This window comes from Serratia sp. 2C06 (genome assembly GCF_050037615.1).
Taxonomy (GTDB): Bacteria; Pseudomonadota; Gammaproteobacteria; order Enterobacterales; family Enterobacteriaceae; genus Serratia; species Serratia ureilytica.
Genome location: NZ_CP188299.1, coordinates 2,825,520 through 2,842,384 on the forward strand (window position 1 = coordinate 2,825,520; position 16,865 = coordinate 2,842,384).

21 protein-coding genes are annotated in these 16,865 nt (G+C 59.4%); 11 read left to right on the forward strand and 10 right to left on the reverse strand.

Translation table 11 applies throughout. The features are described from left to right. The first annotated feature begins 209 nt into the window (after positions 1 to 209). Positions 210 to 599, forward strand: coding sequence for an inner membrane protein YbjM (locus tag ACP3TA_RS13940; protein ID WP_033642521.1), 390 nt, complete (start codon positions 210 to 212; stop codon positions 597 to 599). Positions 600 to 638: 39 nt separating this feature from the next. On the opposite strand, the gene ACP3TA_RS13945 is transcribed toward ACP3TA_RS13940, so the two are convergent. Further along, a complete protein-coding gene (locus tag ACP3TA_RS13945; protein ID WP_004938676.1) occupies positions 639 to 902 on the reverse strand; it encodes a GrxA family glutaredoxin in 264 nt (87 codons plus the stop codon). A 230-nt stretch (positions 903 to 1,132) separates the two neighbouring features. Between ACP3TA_RS13945 and ACP3TA_RS13950 the strand changes: the two genes are divergently transcribed. The 9 genes from ACP3TA_RS13950 to rlmC all read left to right on the forward strand — a co-directional run bounded on the left by ACP3TA_RS13950 (position 1,133) and on the right by rlmC (position 9,459). Beyond that, positions 1,133 to 1,447, forward strand: coding sequence for a YbjC family protein (locus ACP3TA_RS13950; protein ID WP_033642522.1), 315 nt, complete (start codon positions 1,133 to 1,135; stop codon positions 1,445 to 1,447). 57 nt (positions 1,448 to 1,504) lie between these two features. Beyond that, a complete protein-coding gene (gene rimK / locus ACP3TA_RS13955) occupies positions 1,505 to 2,407 on the forward strand; it encodes a 30S ribosomal protein S6--L-glutamate ligase (RefSeq protein ID WP_426784323.1) in 903 nt (300 codons plus the stop codon). Between the two features lie 136 nt (positions 2,408 to 2,543). Further along, entirely contained in the window at positions 2,544 to 3,023 is a 480-nt protein-coding gene (locus ACP3TA_RS13960) for a YbjN domain-containing protein (protein ID WP_047572081.1), read from the forward strand. Between the two features lie 406 nt (positions 3,024 to 3,429). Beyond that, positions 3,430 to 4,539 (forward strand): spermidine/putrescine ABC transporter substrate-binding protein PotF, encoded by a 1,110-nt coding sequence (potF, locus tag ACP3TA_RS13965; RefSeq protein WP_033650647.1) that lies wholly within the window; start codon positions 3,430 to 3,432, stop codon positions 4,537 to 4,539. A gap of 120 nt (positions 4,540 to 4,659) precedes the next feature. Then, positions 4,660 to 5,793, forward strand: a complete 1,134-nt coding sequence (potG, locus tag ACP3TA_RS13970) for a putrescine ABC transporter ATP-binding subunit PotG (RefSeq protein WP_069100891.1) — start codon at positions 4,660 to 4,662, stop codon at positions 5,791 to 5,793. A 24-nt stretch (positions 5,794 to 5,817) separates the two neighbouring features. Continuing rightward, a complete protein-coding gene (potH, locus tag ACP3TA_RS13975; RefSeq protein WP_042784087.1) occupies positions 5,818 to 6,780 on the forward strand; it encodes a putrescine ABC transporter permease PotH in 963 nt (320 codons plus the stop codon). Continuing rightward, entirely contained in the window at positions 6,777 to 7,622 is an 846-nt protein-coding gene (gene potI / locus ACP3TA_RS13980) for a putrescine ABC transporter permease PotI (RefSeq protein WP_042784088.1), read from the forward strand. Before potH ends, potI begins: the two co-directional genes overlap by 4 nt. 161 nt (positions 7,623 to 7,783) lie before the next feature. Beyond that, positions 7,784 to 8,263, forward strand: coding sequence for a YbjO family protein (locus tag ACP3TA_RS13985; RefSeq protein ID WP_047024958.1), 480 nt, complete (start codon positions 7,784 to 7,786; stop codon positions 8,261 to 8,263). 68 nt (positions 8,264 to 8,331) lie between these two features. Continuing rightward, positions 8,332 to 9,459 (forward strand): 23S rRNA (uracil(747)-C(5))-methyltransferase RlmC, encoded by a 1,128-nt coding sequence (gene rlmC / locus ACP3TA_RS13990; RefSeq protein ID WP_033650649.1) that lies wholly within the window; start codon positions 8,332 to 8,334, stop codon positions 9,457 to 9,459. Here the strand turns inward: rlmC and ACP3TA_RS13995 are convergent. The 8 genes from ACP3TA_RS13995 to ACP3TA_RS14030 all read right to left on the reverse strand — a co-directional run bounded on the left by ACP3TA_RS13995 (position 9,456) and on the right by ACP3TA_RS14030 (position 14,710). Continuing rightward, positions 9,456 to 9,740, reverse strand: coding sequence for a type II toxin-antitoxin system RelE family toxin (locus tag ACP3TA_RS13995; protein ID WP_033633469.1), 285 nt, complete (start codon positions 9,738 to 9,740; stop codon positions 9,456 to 9,458). The two genes, rlmC and ACP3TA_RS13995, sit on opposite strands and share 4 nt — an antisense overlap. After that, entirely contained in the window at positions 9,730 to 9,981 is a 252-nt protein-coding gene (locus ACP3TA_RS14000) for a type II toxin-antitoxin system Phd/YefM family antitoxin (protein WP_004928423.1), read from the reverse strand. The genes ACP3TA_RS13995 and ACP3TA_RS14000 overlap by 11 nt, the downstream gene beginning before the upstream one ends. A 101-nt stretch (positions 9,982 to 10,082) precedes the next feature. After that, a complete protein-coding gene (gene artJ, locus ACP3TA_RS14005; protein ID WP_015377297.1) occupies positions 10,083 to 10,817 on the reverse strand; it encodes an arginine ABC transporter substrate-binding protein in 735 nt (244 codons plus the stop codon). Between the two features lie 199 nt (positions 10,818 to 11,016). Beyond that, on the reverse strand, positions 11,017 to 11,685 hold the full coding sequence (artM, locus tag ACP3TA_RS14010; RefSeq protein WP_033650651.1) for an arginine ABC transporter permease ArtM: 669 nt from the start codon (positions 11,683 to 11,685) through the stop codon (positions 11,017 to 11,019). After that, the gene (gene artQ / locus ACP3TA_RS14015) at positions 11,685 to 12,401 is read right to left on the reverse strand and encodes an arginine ABC transporter permease ArtQ (protein ID WP_025159684.1); all 717 of its coding nucleotides are present in this window, start codon (positions 12,399 to 12,401) and stop codon (positions 11,685 to 11,687) included. Before artQ ends, artM begins: the two co-directional genes overlap by 1 nt. Positions 12,402 to 12,410: 9 nt before the next feature. After that, on the reverse strand, positions 12,411 to 13,142 hold the full coding sequence (gene artJ, locus ACP3TA_RS14020; RefSeq protein ID WP_033642533.1) for an arginine ABC transporter substrate-binding protein: 732 nt from the start codon (positions 13,140 to 13,142) through the stop codon (positions 12,411 to 12,413). A 32-nt stretch (positions 13,143 to 13,174) separates the two neighbouring features. Further along, entirely contained in the window at positions 13,175 to 13,903 is a 729-nt protein-coding gene (gene artP / locus ACP3TA_RS14025) for an arginine ABC transporter ATP-binding protein ArtP (protein WP_089195472.1), read from the reverse strand. 264 nt (positions 13,904 to 14,167) lie between these two features. Next, positions 14,168 to 14,710: a lipoprotein gene (locus ACP3TA_RS14030; protein WP_033642535.1), complete on the reverse strand. Its 543-nt coding sequence runs from the start codon at positions 14,708 to 14,710 to the stop codon at positions 14,168 to 14,170. A 159-nt stretch (positions 14,711 to 14,869) separates the two neighbouring features. Here ACP3TA_RS14030 and ACP3TA_RS14035 point away from each other — a divergent pair, with 159 nt between their 5' ends. Then, positions 14,870 to 15,193, forward strand: a complete 324-nt coding sequence (locus ACP3TA_RS14035) for a heavy metal-binding domain-containing protein (RefSeq protein WP_004928400.1) — start codon at positions 14,870 to 14,872, stop codon at positions 15,191 to 15,193. Between the two features lie 53 nt (positions 15,194 to 15,246). On the opposite strand, the gene ACP3TA_RS14040 is transcribed toward ACP3TA_RS14035, so the two are convergent. Then, on the reverse strand, positions 15,247 to 16,812 hold the full coding sequence (locus ACP3TA_RS14040) for a DUF3300 domain-containing protein (protein ID WP_197789771.1): 1,566 nt from the start codon (positions 16,810 to 16,812) through the stop codon (positions 15,247 to 15,249). Positions 16,813 to 16,865: the final 53 nt, after the last annotated feature.

Genomic DNA, 16,865 nt, shown 5'->3' on the forward strand with positions numbered 1-16,865 from the left:
ACCACCAGCAGAAAGCGAAGCGAACCATCGTTCGGCGGCGTTCATTCTAGACGCTATGACCGATGACAGCCAGCACAGAAAGCTGATTTCCTGCGCCACCGTGCGCATTTAACTCTCTTTTGGCCAAGGAAAAAATTCGGTTCAGCGTCACCTCACGGGTGGCTGGGCTGATTTCTATTGATGCGGTAATTGGGCGGGGGAGAATTCGCATGACGAGTTATCGATATTGGCTGGGCATTCTCAGCTGTTTTCTGTTGTTCAACCTGGTGTTTCTCGGCCAGCAAACCGGCCTGTTCGGCAGCACGGATCATGAGCACCACGGGGAAACCGGCCTGCTGCTGTTTGTGATCCCCGGCGCGATCGCCAGCTATCTGTCGAGCCGCAAGCGGCTGCTGTGTCCGCTGCTGGGGGCGCTTTATGCCTTGCCGCTCTGCCTGCTGATCCGTCACTTCTGGCTGACGCCGTCCTATTCGTTCTGGCAGGAGCTGGCTTACGCCACCAGCGCGGTGTTCTGGTGCGTGTTCGGCGCGATGCTGATGCTGTTCGCCCTCGGTCTGTTGCACACGCTCCAGCAGCTGCATCGGCGGCAGCGGCAATAAAAAAAGGCGCGTTAAGCGCCTTTTTTGTCGTTCAAAAACTTACTGGAACAGGTTCAGGTGTTCTTTAGCGTAAGCTTCGAAATCGGTGCAACCGCCGATGTGCTTCTCATCCAGGAAGATCTGCGGCACGGTTTCAACCGGTTTACCGACGGTTTTTTCCAGATCGGCCTTGGTGATGCCTTCCGCGTGGATGTCAACGTAACGGAAGTTGAAATCGTCGCGTTCTTCAGTCAGTTTTTCCGCCAGTTCTTTAGCGCGGACACAATAAGGACAGCCAGGACGCCCGAAGATTACTGCAAACATGCAACGCTCCTTAATTGGATTTTCAAAAAATTGTTCGCTACCGCAACGACATCCCGTCACCGAAAAAGTCATTACCTGCGTCAGATGGCGCCTACTATGCCCGTTGAGGCGGTGAAAAAAAAGCAGGAATTACCTGTTAATCTGATTCATGTAACCAATTAGTCTGCCGGGGCTGTCGCCGCCGACGGGAATTCACTACACTGGGGGCAGACCTTCTGGAGAAGAAAAATATGCGTTCATTCGGTGACTTACCGCGCCCGGTGCTGGTGTTGGAAGGGCTGGGCATCGTGATGCTGGTATTGGCCTACCTCAGCATTCACGGGCACCTGCAGCTGCCGGGCTGGCTGGCGTCGCAGCAGGCGGCGGTCGGCATGATTTTCCTCGGCGTGGCGCTGATGGTGCCGGCGGCGGCGTTTCTGGTATGGCGCGTGGTGCAGGGGTTCGGGCCGCTGATGCGCGGCGGCCTGCCGCCGGAAAACGATCGCCGTAAGCCGCAAGATGCGGACGCATCGAAAAATCATCAGGACAGCGATCCGCGCGCCTGAGCGCCGCGGCCGCTAACCCGCCTGCGGGGCAGGCGTTGGCCTTTTTTGGGGTGACGAGTGAAAATTGCCATTCTTTCTCGCGACGGATCGCTCTATTCGTGCAAGCGGCTGCGTGAAGCGGCGGAAGATCGCGGGCACAGCATCGATATCATCGATCCGCTTTCCTGTTATATGAACATCAACCCGGCGGCGCCGACCATTCACTATCGCGGCCGTCAGTTGGAGCGTTATGACGCGGTGATCCCGCGCATCGGTTCCGCCATCACCTTTTACGGCACCGCGGTGCTGCGCCAATTCGAGCTGCTCGGCAGCTACCCGCTCAACGAATCCGTGGCCATTACCCGCGCCCGCGACAAGCTACGTTCGCTGCAACTGCTGGCCCGGCAGGGTATCGATCTGCCGATCACCGGTTTCGCCCATTCACCGGACGATACCGGCGATCTGATCGAACTGGTCGGCGGCGCGCCGCTGGTGGTCAAGCTGGTGGAAGGCACGCAGGGCATCGGGGTGGTGCTGGCGGAAACTCGCCAGGCGGCGGAAAGCGTGATCGACGCCTTTCGCGGCCTGAACGCCCATATTCTGGTGCAGGAGTACGTGCGCGAAGCGCAGGGCCGCGACGTGCGCTGCCTGGTGGTGGGCGGCCGGGTGGTGGCCGCCATCGAGCGGCAGGCGAAGCCCGGCGAGTTTCGTTCCAATCTGCACCGTGGCGGCAGCGCCCGCAAAGTGACCATCACCGCCAGGGAGCGGGCGATTGCGCTCAAAGCGGCGAACACGCTGGGGCTGGACGTCGCCGGGGTGGATATCCTGCGCGCCGAGCGCGGCCCGCTGGTGATGGAGGTCAACGCCTCACCGGGGCTGGAAGGGGTGGAAACCACTACCGGGCTGGACATTGCCGGCATGATGATCGAATACATCGAGCAGCGCGGCCGGCCGGGGTTCCGCCTGAAATCGGGCGGCTGACGGTACGCGCGTTGCGCTTTTCCCGCCGAGCAATATCTTAATTAGTGAATTAAGCCGCATTGATCGTGGCGTATCGGGTGAATATTCCGTAAGCTATGCGCCTTTTCGCGTTTTGAATATTGTGAGGCTGGTTATTATGGATTCACTCATTGTCCCCGATTTGGCGCTGTTGCGGCGCTGGCTGGATCAGTCGGGCATTTCTTTCTTTGAGTGCGATTCCTGCCAGGCGCTGCACCTGCCGCACATGCAGAACTTCGACGGCGTGTTCGACGCCAAGATAGATCTGGTGGACAACGTCATTCTGTTCTCCGCGCTGGCCGAGGTGAAGCCGACCGCGCTGATCCCGCTGGTGGCGGATCTGAGCCAGATCAACGCCAGCTCGCTGACCATCAAGGCCTTTGTCGACATTCAGGACGACAACCTGCCGAAGCTGATCGTCTGCCAGTCGCTGAGCGTGGCGGTCGGCATCACCTACGAGCAGTTCACCCACTTCATGCAGCAGGGCGAAGAGCAGGTCTCGATGGTCATCCTCGAGGCGCGGGCGAACGATCTGCTGTTTATGGGGGACGAAGAAGAGATCCCCGCTGGCGCCTTGCGTCAGCCGATGCTGCACTGATCCTCGCTGTACCTTAAGCATGCCGTCGCTCCGGCGGCATGCTGCCGTGACTCCCCTCCGCAATTAAATATTCTGCACTTTGGCCTCTGCCGCCCGATCTTTCTCGGCTTTTACGCCGTTAATGCCGTATCACATAGAGAAAAATTGCATAAAAAATCGATAAATGGCGTTTTTTACCCTGGGGGCTGGCGGGTTGCGATGGCAGCGGCTATGCTGCTGATTCTGCAAAGGGCTTGCGATTTCCCTTGTAACCACGCGAGCAGGGCAGTGCAAAAAGGCGCATGCAATCATATGCATAGCCATTCATTTCGCGGTTGCAACGATTGCGCTCAATCAGGAAAGGTTTTGTATCGCTGCAGATACAAGTTCAATTCTATGATTTACCCTGTTTTGGAGGAAGTTACGGATGGTCACCCAACGTAAAAAGTGGTTATCGGGTGTGGTTGCCGGTCTGTTGATGGCCGCGTCCGTCACGGCGTCAGCCGAAGAGAAAACGCTGCACGTGTATAACTGGTCCGACTATATCGCGCCGGATACCCTGGCCAAATTCCAGAAAGAAACCGGTATCAAAGTGGTGTACGACGTCTTTGACTCCAACGAAGTGTTGGAAGGCAAACTGATGGCGGGCAGCACCGGTTACGATTTGGTGGTCCCTTCATCCAACTTCCTCGAGCGTCAGTCGCAGGCCGGCATTTTCGAGCCGCTCGACAAGAGCAAGATCCCCAACTACAAAAATCTCGATCCCGAGATGCTGAAGCTGGTGGCGCATAACGACAAAGACAACAAATACGGCATCCCTTACATGATGGTGACCACCGGCATCGGCTATAACGTCGACAAGGTGAAGGCGGTACTGGGCAAAGACGCGCCGGTCAACAGCTGGGATCTGATCTTCAAGCCGGAAAACCTGGAGAAGCTCAAGAGCTGCGGCGTCTCCTTCCTCGATGCGCCGAGCGAGGTCTACGCCACCGTGCTGCATTATCTGGGCAAAGATCCCAACAGCACCAACGCGGCGGACTACACCGGCGCGGCCAACGATCTGCTGCTGAAGCTGCGGCCGAACATCCGCTATTTCCACTCTTCTCAGTACATCAACGATCTGGCGAACGGTGACATCTGCGTGGCGATCGGCTGGTCCGGCGACGTGATGCAGGCGGCCAACCGCGCCAAAGAGGCGAAGAACGGCGTGAATGTGGCCTATGCGATCCCGAAAGAGGGGGCGCTGACCTACTTTGACATGTTCGCCATGCCGGCGGACGCCAAAAGCAAGGACGCCGCCTACCAGTTCCTGAACTTCCTGCTCAAGCCGGACGTGATGGCGGACATCAGTAATCACATTTACTACGCCAATGCGGTGAAAGATTCCACGCCGCTGGTGAACGCCGAAGTGCGCGATAACCCGAACGTCTATCCGCCGGCCGATTTGCGCGCCAAGCTGTTCACGCTCAACGTGCAGTCGCCGAAGCTGGACCGTGTCATTACCCGCGCATGGACTAAAGTTAAAAGCGGGAAGTGATGATGGGGGAGCCCCCCATCGTCGGTAAACCGGCAGGCGGGTGTTCCCCGCCTGCATTGCCGTTTTGGGCCACGGCGCTCGCCGTGGTTTTGTGCCGCTTTACGCCGGAGAGCACCCCGATTGAACGACGCCATCCCTCGTCCTCAAGCCAAGTCGCAGAAGGTTTTCACCCCTCTGCTGGAAATCCGTAACCTCACCAAAACCTTCGACGGGCAGAATGCGGTCGAAGACGTCAGCCTCACCATCTATAAGGGTGAGATCTTTGCGCTGCTTGGCCCGTCCGGCTGCGGCAAGTCCACCTTGCTGCGCATGCTGGCCGGTTTTGAACAGCCGACGGAAGGGCAGATCGTGCTCGACGGGCAGGATATGTCGCATGTGCCGCCGTACCAGCGGCCGATCAATATGATGTTTCAGTCGTACGCGCTGTTCCCGCACATGACCGTGGAGCAGAATATCGCGTTTGGCCTTAAGCAGGACAAAATGCCGCGGGCGGAGATCGCCGAACGGGTGGCGGAAATGCTGGCGCTGGTGCACATGCAGGAGTACGCCAGGCGCAAACCGCACCAGCTTTCCGGCGGCCAACGGCAGCGGGTGGCGCTGGCGCGCAGCCTGGCCAAGCGGCCGAAGCTGCTGCTGCTGGATGAGCCCATGGGCGCGCTGGACAAGAAGTTGCGCGACCGCATGCAGCTGGAAGTGACCGACATTCTCGAGCGCGTCGGCGTGACCTGCGTGATGGTGACGCACGATCAGGAAGAAGCGATGACCATGGCGGGGCGCATCGCCATCATGAACCGCGGCAAGTTCGTGCAGATCGGCGAGCCGGAAGAGATCTACGAGCATCCGAACAGCCGCTTCAGCGCCGAATTTATCGGTTCGGTCAACGTCTTCGACTGCGTGCTGCAAGAGCGTCACGACGATGCGCTGATCCTGCAAAGCCCGGGGCTGCGTCATGCGATCAAAGTGGATCCGGACGCCTCGGTGGTGGACGGCGTGCCGATCCAGGTCGCGCTGCGGCCGGAAAAGATCCTGCTGTGCGAACAAGTGCCGGAAGACGGCTGCAACTTCGCGGTGGGGGAAGTGGCGCACATTTCCTATCTGGGCGATCTGTCTATCTACCACGTGAAGCTGCACAGCGGGCAGATCATCAGCGCCCAGCTGCAAAACGGCCATCGTTTCCGCAAGGGGATGCCCACCTGGGGCGATGAAGTGCGTCTATGTTGGGAAACCGACAGCTGCGTCGTGTTGACGGTGTAGTGGATCCGGTGAGGAGTAACCCGTATGACCCTGCTTTCTGAACGCGCGCCGGAACCGCCGGCCAAAGCGCCCGGCGCCCTCAGGGCGCTGTTCCATCGCTTGCTGATGGCCCATGGCCGCAAGCTGGTGATCGCGCTGCCGTATTTATGGCTGACGCTGCTGTTTATGCTGCCTTTCCTGATCGTGTTCAAGATCAGCCTGGCGGAGTTGGCGATGGCGGTGCCGCCCTACACCGAGCTGATGAGCTGGGTGGACGGCAAACTGAACATCGCGCTCAACTTCGCCAACTACCTGCAGCTCACCGACGATCCGCTGTATATCGATGCCTATCTGCAGTCGCTGCGCGTGGCGGCGGTTTCGACGTTGTGTTGCCTGATCATCGGCTATCCGCTGGCCTGGGCGGTGGCCCACAGCAAGGCGTCGACCCGCAACATCCTGCTGTTGCTGGTGATCCTGCCTTCCTGGACCTCGTTCCTGATCCGCGTCTATGCCTGGATGGGCATTCTGAAAAACAACGGCACGCTGAACAACTTTCTGATGTGGTTAGGGGTGATCGACCAGCCGCTGGTGATCCTGCACACCAACCTGGCGGTGTATATCGGCATCGTCTATTCCTACTTGCCGTTTATGGTGTTGCCGATCTACACGGCGCTGATCCGGCTGGATTACTCGCTGGTGGAGGCGTCGCTGGATCTGGGCGCCCGGCCGCTGAAAACCTTTTTCAGCGTGATCGTGCCGCTGACGCGCGGCGGCATCATCGCCGGCTCGATGCTGGTGTTCATTCCGGCGGTGGGGGAGTTCGTGATCCCGGAGCTGCTCGGCGGGCCGGACAGCATCATGATCGGCCGCGTGCTGTGGCAGGAGTTCTTCAATAACCGCGACTGGCCGGTGGCCTCGGCGGTCGCCACCATCATGCTGCTGTTGCTGATCGTGCCAATATTGTGGTTCCACAAGCACCAGAACAAGGAAATGGGAGGCCAGGCATGAACAACTTGCCGGTAGTGCGTTCACCGTGGCGCATCGCCATCCTGACTGTCGGCTTTACCTTCCTGTATGCGCCGATGCTGATGCTGGTGATTTACTCCTTCAACAGCTCCAAGCTGGTGACGGTGTGGGCCGGCTGGTCCACGCGCTGGTATAGCGAACTGTTCCACGATTCGGCGATGATTAGCGCGGTGGGGCTCAGCCTGACCATCGCCGCCGCCGCCGCCACTGCCGCGGTGGTGCTGGGCGCCATCGCCGCGGTGGTGATGGTGCGTTTCGGCCGTTTTCGCGGTTCGACCGGTTTCGCGTTTATGCTGACCGCGCCGCTGGTGATGCCGGACGTGATCACCGGCCTGTCGTTGCTGCTGCTGTTCGTGGCGATGGGGCACGCCTTCGGTTGGCCGTCGGAACGCGGCATGTTCACCATTTGGCTGGCGCATGTCACCTTCTGTACCGCTTATGTGGCGGTGGTGATCAGTTCGCGCCTGCGCGAGGTGGATCGCTCAATTGAAGAGGCGGCGATGGACCTGGGGGCGCCGCCGCTGAAGGTGTTTTTCGTCATCACCTTGCCGATGATTGCGCCGGCGCTGATCTCCGGCTGGATGCTGGCGTTTACCCTGTCGCTGGACGATCTGGTGATCGCCAGTTTCGTCTCCGGCCCGGGCGCCACCACGTTGCCGATGCTGGTGTTCTCCAGCGTGCGCATGGGGGTGAATCCGGAAATTAACGCGCTGGCCAGCCTGATCCTGCTGGTGGTGGGCATTCTCGGCCTGATCGCCTGGTGGTTTATGGCGCGCTCGGAAAAACAACGATCGCGTGAATTGCAGCGGGCGGCCCGTAGCTGAATCGTAACAAACCTGCTATTTTTGCAATCAATAAGTATTGCAACTAACTACCTGACTTTACATGCGCCATTTGAATGGCTCCAATGAATTTCACACTGCCGCCAACAACGCGGCAATGCGAAAGGCGTAGGGGCAGTGGCGCGTCGTAGCGGAACACGGATATGTCAGACATGCTGAAAAGCGGGCAGGGAATAAGATCGACTTCGGATGCGCCGGTGCCGGTGATGGTGGCGGGCACCGCCATGGTGGCGATCAAGTGTATCAGCGTGGTGCTGCTGCTGGGCGAGCTGGGCGTCGACGGCGCGAAGGAGTTTGTCAGCACCAGCGCGCAGGCGTGGGATTCCACCTTTATCTTTCTGGCCGGGCTGATGCTGCTGTGCCTGCAAATCAGCTGCGGTTTTGCGGTGATGCGCGGCCGCAACTGGGGGCGCTGGGGCTACGTGGCCTGTCAGTGCATCGTGGTGCTTTACCTGCTGCTGGCCACCATCGGCAGCGTCTTCCCCGAGGTATTCACCGTGGAAGGGGAAACCAGCGGCCAAATCCTGCACGTTCTGATCCTGCAAAAGATCCCCGACGCGGTGATCCTGGCGCTGCTGTTCGTCCCCACCGCCAGCCGCCGCTTCTTCACCGCGCGCAAGTGAGATTTTAGGCGCGCGGAGTGGTAAACTCTGCGCCCTTAATTCGTCATCCTGGACTTCACGGTATCTTCATGCATTGCGCTTTGTATACGGCGGGCACCTGCCGTTCCTGTCAGTGGCTGGAAAAGCCCTATCCGCAGCAGCTGGCCGACAAACAGCATCACCTGCAATCGCTGCTGGCCGGGCGCGATGTCGCGCAGTGGCTGCAGCCGGCGGCGGGGGAACTGAGCGCATTTCGCAATAAAGCCAAGATGGTGGTCAGCGGCAGCGTGGAGCGCCCGCTGCTCGGCATGCTGCACCGCGACGGCACGCCGGTCGATCTGAGCGACTGCCCGCTGTATCCCGCCGGCTTTGCGCCGATGTTTGCTGTGCTGAAAAGCTTCATCGCCCGCGCCGGCCTGACGCCGTATAACGTGGCGCGCAAACGCGGCGAGCTGAAATACCTGCTGCTGACCGAAAGCACGCTCGACGGCGGCGTGATGCTGCGCTTCGTGCTGCGCTCGGAAACCAAGCTGGCGCAGCTGCGCGCCGCGCTGCCGTGGCTGCAGCAGCAGCTGCCGCAGCTCAAGGTGATCTCCGCCAATATTCAGCCGGTGCATATGGCGATCATGGAAGGGGAGCGCGAGATCGCGCTGACCGAACAGCAGGCGCTGGAGGAACAGTTCAATCAGGTGCCGCTGTTCATCCGCCCGCAAAGCTTCTTCCAAACCAACCCGCAGGTGGCCGCCGATCTGTATGCCACCGCCCGCGACTGGGTGCGCGCGCTGGGTATCGACAGCATGTGGGATCTGTTTTGCGGCGTCGGCGGTTTCGGTCTGCACTGCGCGCAGCCGCAAACTCGCCTGACCGGCATCGAAATCAGCGCGGAAGCGATCGCCTGCGCGCGTCAGTCGGCGCAGCGATTGGGGTTACTGCAGGTCGATTTTCAGGCGCTCGATTCCACCCGCTTCGCCACCGCCGAAGGGCAGGTGCCGCAGCTGGTGTTGGTCAACCCGCCGCGCCGCGGCATCGGCCAGGCGCTGTGCGATTATTTGAGCCGGATGGCGCCGGATTACATTCTGTATTCCAGCTGCAACGCCGAGAGCATGGCGAAAGATATCGAGATGTTGCCGGGCTACCGCATCGAACGGGTGCAGTTGTTCGACATGTTCCCGCATACCGCGCACTACGAAGTGTTGACGCTGTTGGTGCGGCGTTAAAGGCGCTTTTTGGCAGCCGTGTAAGCCGCTGAACGTTCGCGTTTGCCCACAGACAGGACCAGAACCACGATCTCCGTTTCCATGACGCGATATACCAAACGAAAGCCTGAGGCTCTGAGTTTGATTTTGTAGCAATCGGGCAAACCGGCGAGTTTGTTGGCGGGGACGTGGGGATTAACCAGCACCGATGCCAGCTTTTTTTTGAACTGTTCCCGGATCACCGGGGACAGTTTTTTAAATTCCTTCAGCGCATGTTCTTCGAATTCAAGCTTATAAGTCATCCAAATTGACCTTAATGCGTTTGCCGTTCATCCGTGAACGAACGATTTCAGCGAGTTCGATATCTTCCAGGTATTCCGCGATCGCCTCCCAGGTTTCCGGAGAGACGTAATATCCCGAAATCTTACCGTTGGTCAGGACGGCGACCGGTTGCCCTTGTGCCTCTTTAAGGGCGGCGTTGGGCGATTTCTTAAAATCGCTGATGCTGACAGCCGAGTCGGCAAGAATGGGTTGAACCGTCATAATGTTATCCTTGATGCTAAATTCAGTATCAAATTTAGCACTAACCGAATGGGGTGGCAATCGGATGGAGCCGCCGAAGGATGGCGACTCCACATGCGGACTTACTGCGGGAACCATTTGTCGTTGATGGCCTTGTAGGTGCCGTCGGCCTTGATGGCGTCCAGCGCGGCGTTCAGCTTGGCCAGTAGCGCCTGATTGTCCGGACGCACCGCGATGCCGAGGCCGGTGCCGAAGTATTGCGCATCGGTGATATGTTCGCCGACCGGCGCCAGCTGCGGGTTGGTTTTCAGCCACTCGTTCACTACGGCGGTATCGCCGAAGACGCCGTCGATACGGCCGTTTTTCAGCTCCAGAATAGCGTTCTGGTAGCTGTCGTAAGAGACGGTGTTAATCTCCGGGTGTTTGTCCTGCATGTATTTCTGGTGGGTGGTGCCATTTTCCATGCCGAGCTTTTTGCCTTTCAGATCCGCCAGCGAGCTGAACTTGCCTTTTTGCGCGATCACAATCGCCGAGTTGGCATAGTAAGGTTGGGTGAAGGCGACCTGTTTGCTGCGCTCCGGCGTGATGTCCATACCGGAAATCACCGCATCGTATTTTTTGAATTTCAGCGCGGCGATCAGGCTGTCGAACGCCTGGTTGGTGAAAGTGCACTGCGCCTGCATCTGCTTACACAGCGCGTTGGCCAAGTCGATATCGAAACCGACGATCTGGTTGTTGGCGTCCAGCGATTCGAATGGCGGATAGGTGGCGGAGGCGGCGAAGCGGATAGTCTCGGCCGCGGTGGCGTTGAAGGTCATTCCGGCCAACATCGTCGCGGCAAGCAGCAGTTTTTTCATGCGTAGAGCTCCTGTCTGGATCCTGAAAGTGATTATTTCGCTATCGTTTGTTTTTACTGGTAATCGCCAGAGGTTTTTGCGAGGACACCTGCTGATAACCCTGCCATTGAGTGAATTAAAATGCAATATAAATGATTAAATATTGCAATGGGGATAAAAAAAGCCCCGCGCAATGGCGGGGCTGGAGAGGGGGATGGCTTCAGTTGCGGCGCTCAAACGCCAACGCGCGGCGCTCCACCAGCCGCATCAGCAGCGTCAGCAGGCCGTTGACGCACAGGTACACCAGACCTGCGGCGCCGAACACCATCACGTCGTAGGTGCGGCCGTACATCAGCTGGCTATAGCCCATCACTTCCATCAGCGTGATGGTGTAGGCCAGCGACGTGCTTTTGAACACCAGCACCACTTCGTTGGAGTAAGATGACAGCGCGCGCTTGAAGGCGAACGGCAGCAGAATGCGCAGCGTCTGCCGGCGCGACATGCCCAGCGCTTCGCACGACTGCCATTGTCCGGCGGGGATGGCGCGCACCGCGCCGTAGAACAGCTGCGTGGTATAGGCCGCGCTGTTCAGCGCCAGCGCAATCATCGCGCACAGCCAGGGCTGCGACAGCAGGTTCCACAGCCACGGGTAGTCGCGGATCGCCGGAAACTGACCGGGGCCGTAGTAGATCAGGAAGATCTGCACCAGCAGCGGTGTGCCGGTGAACAGCGTCACATAGGCCTTGACCAGCGGCGTCAGAACCGGCGTTTTCAGCGTCAGGATCACCGTCAGCAGCAGCGACAGCAGCAGCGCGACCAGCAGCGCGGCGACGGTCAGGGTCAGGCTGGTATGCAGCCCTTTGAGGATTTCCGGTAAATATTCAATCATCAGACCGGCCCCCGCTCAAAGCGCGTGGCGCGCAGTTCAATGCGCTTGATGACGTATTGGCTGAACAGCGTCACCAGCAGGTAGATGGCCGCCGCGATCACGTACCAGGTAAAGGGTTCCTGGGTGCGGGTGGCGATGCTTTTGGTTTGCAACATCAGGTCGTTCACGCTGATCAGCGACACCAGCGCGGTGTCTTTCAGCAGCACCAGCCACTGATTGCCGAGGCCGGGCAGGGCATGGCGCCACATCTGCGGCATGATCAGGCGAAAGAAGATCGCCGCTTTGCCGAGACCCAGCGCCTGGCCGGATTCCCACTGCCCCTGCGGCACCGCTTTGAGCGCGCCGCGCAGCGTCTGCGAGGCGTAGGCGGAATAGAGCAAGGCCAGGGCGATCACCCCGCACAGGAACGGGCTGACTTCGAAATTATCGATCGCCAGCTGAATCGGCAACTGGAACAGACCGAGGTTAAGGGTAAAGCCGTCGGAGAGCATCAGCAGCAGCTGCGACGAGCCGAAATAGATAAACAGCACCACCAGGATTTCCGGCAGGCCGCGCAGCACGGTCACCCAGGCGGTGCCGAGCCAGCTGACGGCTTTCCAGCGGGACGATTCCCATACGGCGAACAGCATCGCCAGAATCAGCCCGAGGATCAGGGCGCAAACGGCAAGGCCGACGGTCATGCCGGCGGCGCTTGCTAAAGGTTGTAATTCATTCATCGGGGCGTATTACTGCTGGAACCATTTTTTGTAGATGGTTTCATAGGTCCCATCCTGCTTGATCTTGTCCAGGGCGGCGTTGAACTTGCCCTGCAGATCGGTATTTTTCTGGCGTACCGCGATGCCGAGGCCGGTGCCGAAGTAGTCTTTATCCGTTACTTTGGCGCCCACTGTCGCCAGCGCGTCATTCTGCTTCAGCCACTCGTTGACCACCGCAGTATCGCCGAACACCGCATCAACGCGGCCGTTCTTCAGATCCAAAATGGCGTTTTGGTAGCTGTCGTAAGGCACGGTGGTGATTTCCGGGTGCTTGTCGGTCAGGTATTTTTGGTGAGTGGTGCCGTTTTGCACGCCGACTTTCTTGCCTTTCAGCGCCGCCACGTCGGCGATTTTGCCTTTCTGCGCGATGAACAGCGCCGAGTTATCGTAGTACGGCTTGGTGAACAACACCTGCTTTTCACGCTCCGGCGTAATGTCCATACCGGCCATGACCGCATCGAAACGCTTGAACTTCAGGCTTGGGATCAGGCTGTCGAACGCCTGATTGGTGAAGGTGCACTCGGCCTGCATCTCTTTGCACAGCGCGTTGGCCAGATCGACATCAAAACCCTGAATTTTGTTGCCGGCGTCAATAAATTCAAATGGAGGATAGGAGGCTTCGGTAGCGAAACGGATGGTTTCGGCTGCGGAGGCGGAAACGCTGATGCCGGCCAGAACGGCGGCGATTATTAGTTTTTTCATCGCAAACTCCCCAAATTACAGCAAGTTAATTGTTAGTGTGATAAGTAGTTGGCAAACTCGGTGGTCCGCGGCTGCGTGAAGTGGCTGCTGTCGCCTTGCTCCATCACATGGCCGTTTTCCATGTACACCACGCGGCTGGCGGTCTTGCGCGCCACTTCCACTTCGTGGGTGACGATCACCTGAGTGATGCCGGTGCCGGCCAGTTCGCGAATGATGCTGACGATCTGGGCGGTGATTTCCGGATCCAGCGCCGCGGTCGGTTCATCGAACAGCAGCACCTGCGGCTCCATCATCAGGGCGCGAGCGATCGCTACGCGCTGCTGCTGGCCGCCGGAAAGGTGCAGCGGAAAGCGATCGGCGAAGTCGGTCAGGCGCAGACGCTTGAGCAGCTTGTCGGCGCGCTCCATCGCCTGAGCCTTGGTCAAACCCAGCACGCGGCAAGGCGCTTCTATCAGGTTCTGGACCACGGTGAGGTGAGGCCACAGGTTGTATTGCTGGAAGACCATGCCGACATTTTGCCGCAGTTCGCGAATGGCTTTTTCGCCCGGCGCCTGCTTGAAATCGAATTGGTTGCCGGCGATCTTTAGCTGACCCGAACGCGGCATTTCCAGCAGGTTAAGCACCCGCAGCAATGAACTTTTCCCGGCGCCGCTTGGGCCAAGCAGCACCAGGGTTTCCCCGGCTGGACATTCCAGCGTGATGTCAAACAGCGCCTGGTGAGCGCCGTAATAGCAATTGATACCGTTAAGTTGAATACTCATGCGCCAGAATTGAATAGACATTGATGCCGCAAATGTTAACTTCCACAGAATACTTATGCAATCTTTGTGCGTTAAAATTTATGAGTGTGCGGCGGGACAGTAAAAGATTAGCACAAGATACCGCGACTCAGGCCGAGGGAGGGGATTTGTGGCGCAGGCTGTGAGATCGGTAGCGAAATTTTTTCTATCGGACGAAATCTGAGCGGCGCAAGGGGAGACGGGAACGACCGACGCGGCGGGTCCGCGTCGGCCGGGGAGTGCGGGTTATCGGTTTTCCAGCACCTGACGCACGCTGCCGTTGGTGGCGTGTGCTGGAACATTCAGGTAGCGAATATCATCAACCACCCAGCAGGTGCCTTCGCGCACCATCAGCACTTCGTCTTGCCAGTTCACGGTACTGTTGGCGTCTTTCTGGTAGCTCAAGTCAACGCGCAGCGGGATGTTCTTCGCATCGGTGTTGGGAATGGTCGAGGCGCTGGCGACGGACGCGCTGCTTGGCCCTTGCGCGTTGCCGGAGAACAGATCGCCGGTTATCTGATGCTTGCCCGGATTTTGAGCGGCGCTGACCAGATCCTGATACAGCACTTTGCTCAGATAAGGCTGCAGCTGCGCCAGGCGGTTGCTGTCCGGCAGGCTGGAACCTTGCTGGATGCGCAGGTCATAGAACTTTTGCGCGACCGTATCCGGGCCGCCTTCCACACAGCTGCCGCTGCGGGTGCCGATATCCTTGTATGCCGGTTCCACCGTGGTACAGGCACTCAGCAACAGCGCTAAGGGTAAAACAGCCGCAATCGTTTTTGTTTTCATCTTATTACCTTATGTGAAAGTCTCTACCATGAAGACCGATAGCTTACAGTATAAATGCGTTTTTTGGCCTTGCATTCGTACTGCGTGCCATTGATTAAGCGAACATAATGCCAATCTTCTGGTCATAGATACGTTGAATTAATCAAACAAGGAGTTCTGATGCAGCTTTCAACTACCCCGACCCTGGAAGGGTTTACCATCACCGAATACTGCGGCGTCGTCACCGGCGAAGCGATCCTCGGCGCCAACATTTTTCGTGATTTCTTCGCCGGCGTGCGCGATATCGTCGGCGGCCGCTCGGGCGCTTATGAGAAAGAGCTGCGCAAGGCGCGCCTGATCGCATTCGAAGAGCTGGAAGACCAGGCGAAAGAGCTGGGCGCCAACGCGGTGGTCGGCATTGATATCGATTATGAAACCGTTGGTAAAGACGGCAGCATGCTGATGGTGACCGTCAGCGGCACCGCGGTGAAAGTGAGCCGCTAACGCCATGCTTTCTTTTCGCCCCGGCCATTCCGCCGGGGCGACATCCTCTTGATTTATCCCACCTTGTGCTGCTCGACGATTGGGCGGTGTTCCTGCGGCTTCGTGGGCACCGGCTCCTGGCGATGCGGCATCGGCTGAACGGACGTCTGATGGCGCTGCGGCGCCGGGGCCGCATGCGGCATGATGCGCTGTTGCGGCGCCGGCATCGGGCTTATCGCCGCCGGATGCTGCGGCGCTGCCGGTTCGCGGATCACCGGCTGAGCGACGTGTGGGGCCTGCAGAACCTGCGGGCGCGCGACGGCTGGATGCACCGGCGCAGCGGCCGGCATTGGATGCGTCTGTAGCGGCGCTGAATGTACGGCTGTCGGCTGCTGCGGGTGAGGTGCCGTCGGAACGGCATGCGTGAACGTCGGCGTGCTCATCGGCTGCTGTGCATGAGGCGCGATGACCGGCTGTCGCACGTGCGGGACGGCCGCTACCGGCTGGTGTATGGCTACCGGCTGCTGTACGTGAGGCGCCACCGGCTGGGTATGCGCAAAGTTCGGCAACGTCATCGGCGCGTGGGCCGCAGGCGCGACGTGCGGCTGTTGCGGCGCGCCGATGGGCGTCGGTTGAGTGACGCGGGGCGCCGGCGCGGCGGCGGTATTGTAGTTGTTCACCGTGCTGGTGCTGCTGCGATTCACAGTGTTCACGTTGTTATATTGGTTGATGTTGGTGACGCGATTCACCACGGTGGTGGAATGCGATACGTAGGGCGCATCGCGGTAGACCACCGGTTGGCGTCGATCGTCCCAGCGCATATCCCAGTTGTGCCAGCCGCTGTTGTGCTGATTGAACAATGAGGCGACCGCAATGCCGACACCGAAGCTGATCACGCCGGCCGCCAACATGTCGCCGCCGCTGTAGCCCGAAGGTTGATACCGATAGCTCGGATAGGCTGGGATCGGCGCGCCGTAGGCCACCCAGGGATCATAATGCGGGACGTAAACCGTATCCGGCTGGCTGGGTTCGATGACGATGGTTTCGCCCGGCGCCGCTACCACGCGCTGGCGATAGGGCTGCTGTTCGACATAATGCGTCGTCGGCGCCACGACGATGCGCTGCTGCGGGGTGTTTTTCAGCGTGCCTTGGCTGGCCGCCCGTTGACGCATCACCTGAATGGCGTTCATCACGTCGGTGGGATCGTTTAGGTAGGCGCTGCCCAGGGCGGTGGTCCAGGGGATGTTTTTCGCCATTTGATCGAGCACGTCGGGGAATTGCACCAGGCCGCGCACGCTGGGATCCCAGGGCTGAGCGTCGGCCGCTGAGCTGAGCGCCGCCGGTTGCAAGCCGCGGTTTTGCGCCAGCCAGGCATCCGCGGCGCTGATTTGGTCAGGATAGCCCGCGCCGGCCAACACCTGCGCCAGCAGCTTGTCGGGGAACAGCGCCACCGGGCTGACCAACTGGTACAGTTGATCGGCGCTCAGCGGCGTATAGGCCGGCGCGCTGGCACTCGTGACGGGCGCGGCCGAGGGCGGGGCGCTCCCGCCCATCGCATCGGCGACTTTTTGCCGATCGCAGCCGCTGAGCGGCAGCATGGCGGCACAGAGCAACCAGGACAGATAGCGTGGTGTGAACATGTTCGACTCCGCTCTTTCAGCGCAGATGATACTTTGAGACTATCATGGGCGGG

Excerpts from the sequence above, each read along its gene's own strand:
- ACP3TA_RS13950 (WP_033642522.1), top strand. The coding sequence starts at position 1,133 with ATGCGTTCATTCGGTGACTTACCGCGCCCGGTGCTGGTGTTGGAAGGG.
- ACP3TA_RS13960 (WP_047572081.1), top strand. The coding sequence starts at position 2,544 with ATGGATTCACTCATTGTCCCCGATTTGGCGCTGTTGCGGCGCTGGCTG.
- artQ (WP_025159684.1), bottom strand. The coding sequence starts at position 12,401 with ATGAATGAATTACAACCTTTAGCAAGCGCCGCCGGCATGACCGTCGGC.
- potI (WP_042784088.1), top strand. The coding sequence starts at position 6,777 with ATGAACAACTTGCCGGTAGTGCGTTCACCGTGGCGCATCGCCATCCTG.
- ACP3TA_RS13995 (WP_033633469.1), bottom strand. The coding sequence starts at position 9,740 with ATGACTTATAAGCTTGAATTCGAAGAACATGCGCTGAAGGAATTTAAA.
- potF (WP_033650647.1), top strand. The coding sequence starts at position 3,430 with ATGGTCACCCAACGTAAAAAGTGGTTATCGGGTGTGGTTGCCGGTCTG.
- ACP3TA_RS13940 (WP_033642521.1), top strand. The coding sequence starts at position 210 with ATGACGAGTTATCGATATTGGCTGGGCATTCTCAGCTGTTTTCTGTTG.
- potH (WP_042784087.1), top strand. The coding sequence starts at position 5,818 with ATGACCCTGCTTTCTGAACGCGCGCCGGAACCGCCGGCCAAAGCGCCC.
- rlmC (WP_033650649.1), top strand. The coding sequence starts at position 8,332 with ATGCATTGCGCTTTGTATACGGCGGGCACCTGCCGTTCCTGTCAGTGG.
- ACP3TA_RS13985 (WP_047024958.1), top strand. The coding sequence starts at position 7,784 with ATGTCAGACATGCTGAAAAGCGGGCAGGGAATAAGATCGACTTCGGAT.
- artJ (WP_015377297.1), bottom strand. The coding sequence starts at position 10,817 with ATGAAAAAACTGCTGCTTGCCGCGACGATGTTGGCCGGAATGACCTTC.
- ACP3TA_RS14040 (WP_197789771.1), bottom strand. The coding sequence starts at position 16,812 with ATGTTCACACCACGCTATCTGTCCTGGTTGCTCTGTGCCGCCATGCTG.
- artJ (WP_033642533.1), bottom strand. The coding sequence starts at position 13,142 with ATGAAAAAACTAATAATCGCCGCCGTTCTGGCCGGCATCAGCGTTTCC.
- ACP3TA_RS13945 (WP_004938676.1), bottom strand. The coding sequence starts at position 902 with ATGTTTGCAGTAATCTTCGGGCGTCCTGGCTGTCCTTATTGTGTCCGC.
- ACP3TA_RS14000 (WP_004928423.1), bottom strand. The coding sequence starts at position 9,981 with ATGACGGTTCAACCCATTCTTGCCGACTCGGCTGTCAGCATCAGCGAT.
- ACP3TA_RS14035 (WP_004928400.1), top strand. The coding sequence starts at position 14,870 with ATGCAGCTTTCAACTACCCCGACCCTGGAAGGGTTTACCATCACCGAA.
- artM (WP_033650651.1), bottom strand. The coding sequence starts at position 11,685 with ATGATTGAATATTTACCGGAAATCCTCAAAGGGCTGCATACCAGCCTG.
- ACP3TA_RS14030 (WP_033642535.1), bottom strand. The coding sequence starts at position 14,710 with ATGAAAACAAAAACGATTGCGGCTGTTTTACCCTTAGCGCTGTTGCTG.
- artP (WP_089195472.1), bottom strand. The coding sequence starts at position 13,903 with ATGAGTATTCAACTTAACGGTATCAATTGCTATTACGGCGCTCACCAG.